The 5,224-nt window shown below is 63.6% G+C and carries 7 protein-coding genes and 1 pseudogene; 5 read left to right on the top strand and 3 right to left on the bottom strand.

Annotated features, from left to right (window positions below):
- Window positions 1-262: 262 nt before the first annotated feature.
- The 5 genes and pseudogenes from C7C56_RS29715 to C7C56_RS09755 all read left to right on the top strand — a co-directional run.
- Window positions 263-880 (top strand): annotated as a pseudogene (locus tag C7C56_RS29715) (tetratricopeptide repeat protein); the annotation flags it as partial.
- A 712-nt stretch (window positions 881-1,592) separates the two neighbouring features.
- On the top strand, window positions 1,593-1,985 hold the full coding sequence (locus C7C56_RS09770; protein WP_106757243.1) for a GGDEF domain-containing protein: 393 nt from the start codon (window positions 1,593-1,595) through the stop codon (window positions 1,983-1,985).
- Between the two features lie 112 nt (window positions 1,986-2,097).
- Window positions 2,098-2,808 carry a HupE/UreJ family protein gene (locus C7C56_RS09765; RefSeq protein WP_106757242.1) on the top strand — a complete coding sequence of 237 codons (711 nt, stop codon included), beginning with the start codon at window positions 2,098-2,100 and terminating at the stop codon, window positions 2,806-2,808.
- A 7-nt stretch (window positions 2,809-2,815) separates the two neighbouring features.
- On the top strand, window positions 2,816-3,448 hold the full coding sequence (locus tag C7C56_RS09760) for a transmembrane anchor protein (RefSeq protein WP_219933133.1): 633 nt from the start codon (window positions 2,816-2,818) through the stop codon (window positions 3,446-3,448).
- A 131-nt stretch (window positions 3,449-3,579) separates the two neighbouring features.
- Complete coding sequence (locus tag C7C56_RS09755; protein ID WP_106757241.1) at window positions 3,580-3,822, top strand: hypothetical protein; 243 nt, start codon at window positions 3,580-3,582, stop codon at window positions 3,820-3,822.
- A gap of 377 nt (window positions 3,823-4,199) precedes the next feature.
- Here the strand turns inward: C7C56_RS09755 and C7C56_RS29710 are convergent, their stop codons facing one another.
- The 3 genes from C7C56_RS29710 to C7C56_RS09745 all read right to left on the bottom strand — a co-directional run.
- Window positions 4,200-4,562 (bottom strand): immunity 52 family protein, encoded by a 363-nt coding sequence (locus tag C7C56_RS29710; protein WP_106757240.1) that lies wholly within the window; start codon window positions 4,560-4,562, stop codon window positions 4,200-4,202.
- A gap of 42 nt (window positions 4,563-4,604) precedes the next feature.
- Window positions 4,605-4,928 carry a hypothetical protein gene (locus C7C56_RS29705; protein WP_146204383.1) on the bottom strand — a complete coding sequence of 108 codons (324 nt, stop codon included), beginning with the start codon at window positions 4,926-4,928 and terminating at the stop codon, window positions 4,605-4,607.
- Window positions 4,925-5,224: Tox-REase-5 domain-containing protein (locus tag C7C56_RS09745; protein WP_219933132.1), on the bottom strand; the 300-nt coding region annotated here is incomplete at its 5' end. The genes C7C56_RS09745 and C7C56_RS29705, both read right to left, overlap by 4 nt.

Here is a 5,224-nt window from a genome sequence, read left to right as displayed (position 1 = left end):
GACTTTTGGTGCGACAGCCCTGCAACCGCCACGCGCGCGCCCACAGTGTTAAATTATTTCGGATAGGAAAATTGCCATTGATCTATACTGAAACCCGTCTCCCAGTTCCCAGGCGCACCCAGTGAAGCTCTTGCTTTCGACATTGTTTGGCATCGCCGCGTTGTGCGCGCCGGCCTGCCACGGCGCGGCCACGGACGCGCTCGAAGCGCGCATCGCGGCGGCCTCGAAGGCGACCGAGAAGGACCGCGCGGCCGGCCTGGCCATGCTCGACCAGATGTTGGCGCAAACGGGACGCGAGAACGACCAAGCCGGGCGCCGCGCGGTGCAATACGCGCGCTGCATGGCGTTGGCCGAGGTCGATCCGGCCGCCACCGCGCGACTGGCCGCGACGATGCTCGCCGAATCGAACGCGGCCGGCGACGCCGGCAGCGTGGCGCGGTTCCGCGTGTGCGCCGGCTATGCCGGGCGCGGCGCCAAGCCCGAGGCCGCGCTCGACGGCTACGAGGTCGGGGTCGCCGAGGGCCGCCGCCTCGGCGACCGCGAATTGCTCGCGCGCGCGCTCTCGCTGCGCGGCGAATTGCGCGCCCACCGCGGCCTGTACGGCAGCGCGATCGACGACCTCAAGGCCGCGTACGCGCTGGAACTGGCGCTGGGCAACGTCGGCGGCCAGCGCTACACGCTCAACGCCATCGCCAACCTGTACGCGGACCGCAACGTCAAGGATTACGAGAAGGCGCTGCCGTACTACCAAAAACTGCTCGCCGCCAACACCGAGGAGGGAAATGTGCAGGGCCAGGCCACGGCCCATTTCAACATCGCCAGCACGCTCGAGAGCATGGGCCGGCTGGCGCCGGCGCTGGAGAGCTTCCGCCGCGCCCTCGCGCTCGCCACCCGGCGCGGCCTGCCCGACGACATCGCCTACGACGAGCGGGCGGTCGGCATCGTGCTCTCCAAGCTCGGCCAGCACGACGCCGCGCTGGTGCTGCTCAACCGGGTTGTGGCCCATTACGCCAAGGTCAAGGATGCCGAGAGCGAGGCCATGGCGCGGCTCTCGCGCGGCGCCGCGCTGCGGCGCGCCGGCCGCTTCGCGCAGGCCCTGCCCGACATCCGCGCCTCCCTGGCCTATTTCAGCGACCAGAAAAACCAGCGCTTCCTCGAAAAAATCCACGAGGAGCACGCGCTCGCGCTCGGCGGTCTGGGCCAGTGGGAGGCAGCCTTCGCCGCGCGCGGCGAACACATGAAGGTTCAGCAGGCGCTGCAGCAACTGATGCTCGACGAACGCGTCGCGCTGCTGCGCGTGCAGTTCCAGTCGGAGCAGGCGAGGATGCAAAACGAGGCGCTGGCGCGCGACAACGCCTCGGCCCAGCGCGAACTGGCCGCCAGCGGCACGGTCACGCGCTGGCAGTACGCGGCCCTGGCGCTGAGCCTGGTCGCGATCCTGGCGCTGGTCCAGATGGTGGTGCGCCAGGTCAGGCTGGGCGCGCGCATGCGCGACCTGGCCATGATCGACGAGCTGACGCGCCTGCCGAACCGGCGCCACTTCATGGCCGTGGCCAACGAGGCGTTCGCGCGCGCGCCGCGACGGCACCGACATCGCCCTGGCCGGGCTCGACATCGACCTGTTCAAGAGCATCAACGACACCCACGGCCACGCGGTCGGCGACATGGTGCTGCAGCGCACCGCGCACGCCCTGCGCGTGGCGCTGCGCCCCAACGACGTGATCGGCCGCGTCGGCGGCGAGGCGTTCCTGGTGCTGATGCCCGGCGCCTCGCTTGAGGAGGCGGCCGGCGCCGCCGAACGGCTGCGCGCGGCGGTGGCGGCGGCCGACTGCAGCGACCTCGCGCCCGGGCTCGAGGCGCGCATCAGCATCGGCGTGACCGCCCGCGCCGGCGCCGACGACCAGCTCGAAGCGGCCATCAAGCGCGCCGACGGCGCCATGTACTGCGCCAAGCAGGGCGGGCGCAACCGGGTGGCGCGCGGCTGAGAGGTCCGTCTCCAGAGGCGGCGCGCGGATCCGGTTCAATTTGTTCGAAAACGCCATTGGCAACAAAACAGCTGCCATGGACGCGCTCATATTTATCGAACAATAGGCCGCCATGGTCCAAACGAAGCAACAATCGCGTCTGTCGATGCGCTGGGCCTGGGTGCTTGGCGCGCTCCTGTGCATGCTCGGCGCCGGCGCCTTCGCGCACGGCGTGTCCGAATCGGACAAGGGCTTCCTGCAGGGCGCGACCGGCATCCACTTCCTGCCGTATCTGTACCTCGGCGCCAAGCACATGGTGACCGGCTACGACCACCTGCTGTCCCTGTGCGGCGTGATCTTCTTCCTATACTGCATGAAGGACATCGGCCTGTACGTGACCCTGTTCGCGGTCGGCCACAGCACCACCTTGCTGCTCGGCGTGCTCAACGGCTGGCAGATCAACGCCTACCTGGTCGACGCCGTCATCGGCCTGTCGATCGTGTACCGCGCCTTCGACAACCTGGGCGGCTTCAAGACCGTTTTCGGGGCGCAGCCGAACAAGAAGGCCGCCGTGCTGATCTTCGGATTTTTCCACGGGCTCGGGCTGGCCACCAAGCTGCAGGACTTCGCCCTGTCGGCCGACGGCCTGGTGCCAAACATGATCGCCTTCAACATCGGGGTCGAGATCGGGCAGCTGCTCGCGCTGGGCATGATCCTGGTGGCGATGCGCCACTGGCGCACCACGGGCAGTTTCGCGCGCCACGCATTGAGCGGCAATATCGCGCTGATGTGCGCGGGCTTTGTATTGGCCGGCTACCAGTTCACCGGTTTCATGAGCACATAGGAAAAACATGACCCAGAACCCAGGCAGCGACGTCATGGTCGCACCCAAAAAAGAACTGCTGCGCGGGATGGCGCTCGCCCTCGCGGTCGCCGGCGTGATCCTCACGATCGCCGTATTGCCGGCCGAGTCCGGGATCGACCCGACCGGCGCCGGCGAGGCGCTCGGCCTGACGGCGCTGCACGTGGCCGCGCCGAAAACGGTCCCGGGCGCCGTGCCGGCGGCCGCCGCGCCGCTCGCCGCCGCTAAAAGCTCGACCGTGTCGGCCCCCGGCGAGCAACGCGGGCTGACGATCGCGTCGAAGCAGGCGGCGCCCTACCGTTCGGATGTGCGCGCAGTGACTTTGGCGCCCGGCAGGGGAGTGGAGGTAAAAACCCACCTGGCGAAGGGCGCGACGCTGGTTTTTTCCTGGAGGACGGCCAACGGCGAGCTGCTCAACCATGATTTCCACGGCGAGCCCGTCAACGCCAAGGGCGACGAGTTCGAAAGCTTCATCGAGGAGAACGGCGTGAGCCAGTCGAACGGCGCGCTGATCGCCCCGTTCACGGGCGTGCACGGCTGGTACTGGCTCAACAAGACGGCCGCGCCGGTCACGCTGACCTTGCGGGCGAGCGGGTTTTATACGGATATTTTCAAGAAATAGGCGCAGCGGCAGGCGCAGCGGCGACTGGGAACTTCTCCATCCTCAACTGCTGATGAACTGGAAGCAGGCCATCCTCCACCCCGCGCCTCAACCCGCCCAGCCTTGGGGGGATTGGCAACCGCAACAGCTATTTGAACGACCTGCAACGCATCTTTCCCGGTGTGGAGTTCAAATGCATCGACACGCCGAAGCGCATCGACTCGTTCAAGAACTGCACGAAGGTGGTGTCCATGGTGAAATGGATATTTCACACCGCCGACAAGATCACGAAAAAGGCTGCGTGTGATCGTTACGTGCACGTCGAGGACAGCCAGTCCGACCTAAAACGGGTGATCGCGCTGTGGCTCGCGAGCGGCACATTCAAGGCCGCTTGACGAGCGCGGTTTTCATGGATTCGGAAGGATACACGTGCCGCCGGTGACCGACGATCTCTAAGATTACTCTTTGCACTTCCGAAGCGAAAATATCCAAGCGGGAATCTTAAAACGGGGTCATCCGTTCCTTATTTTCGGTCAATCTAGAAATGCGAAAACCGGATCATTCTGCTATCCAAGCTTCCAGCGATTTCTTGAGGATTTGTGCGATGATCCAAGGTCGTGACGTTCAAACCCGCGCTCACTATGTTGGACCTCCAGGCGATCCAGGCATCGTTGGCGAACTCGCAAGGTACGTGGCGCTGTTGCGGGAGGCGGCGCCATTCTTGGAGTGGCCGAGCGAAAATCTGGCGGGCAGACTGGCCTTGTCTGGCTCTCTACAAATCCAAATAACGCGGCAGCAAGTCCTGATCGACCAGCCGGACTTCGATGGCGTTTGCGATCTTGACGTGCTCGGAATTCGAATCGGAGAACGCCTCGTCTGTGACGCTGACAATGATTGTGCCCGCCTGTCTCTTGTCGGCAGAAAAAACGGGCACCAGGGCGCGCGCCTCGGGGACTAGTTTCGAAGACAGCACTTTCGGCAGGTAGAGCATCCAACTCACTCCGGGGCGGTCCTTGAACACTTTCTTTTCTCTATGCCAAAACGGGCCAAAGTTTACGAACAGGGCCGGCCAAATTCGAACCGACGCTTGAATCCAGTCGACACCTGTCTTCCAATCATTGACCTCCGGTTTCACTCTTAGCTCGAACGAAAACGAGTCGGGGCGCCCAAGGACATTTCACATGGAAGATAGACTGGCGCCTTCCGCTTTCACGCGCGCACCATTCCATGCGGATATGGCCCGTATGTCATGAATTCCCTGAGTCTCGGTGCTCACGACCGCGTGTGCGGCCGCAGTGGGACCGTTCGCGTCGAAAGCTTCGTATAGTAGAGCGTCGCTTTCGCTTTTGTCTGAACTCAGATACCAGTGCTGTAGCAAAGGCGAGAAACTGCCGATCGTTTGTGAAAAACGGAACATTTCATCAAATTGCGTGCCGACGCTTGGCAGCTTGTCCCCTTTTCGCCGATACTGCAATTCAAGTGCTGGAATTGGCGGTTTCATGGTTGAAATACTACCTCCACGTCGGGGAATGCTGCTTGGATAATTCCAGAAAAAAAGCGATAGCTAAGTGGCTCTAAGAAGTGCCATCTGAGCCGAACTGGCGGGCGCGGTTGAGCCGCAGCGCCTTGACTGACTGCCTCGGCGATCACTTTGTCACGACCTTTAACCCACCATACTTCGGGTATGCCGTACTCATCGAAGAACTGGTCATACCTTGCCTTGGCCTCTTTAAGCATGCATTGACTGGAGTCGAATCCGTCGAACACCACGGCATTGAACATCCACTCCATGATGAA

It is taken from the genome of Massilia glaciei (genome assembly GCF_003011895.2).
GTDB classification, from domain to species: Bacteria; Pseudomonadota; Gammaproteobacteria; order Burkholderiales; family Burkholderiaceae_D; genus Telluria_A; species Telluria_A glaciei.
The sequence above is the reverse complement of the archived record's forward strand: the minus strand, read 5'-3'. Positions and strand labels throughout refer to the sequence as shown.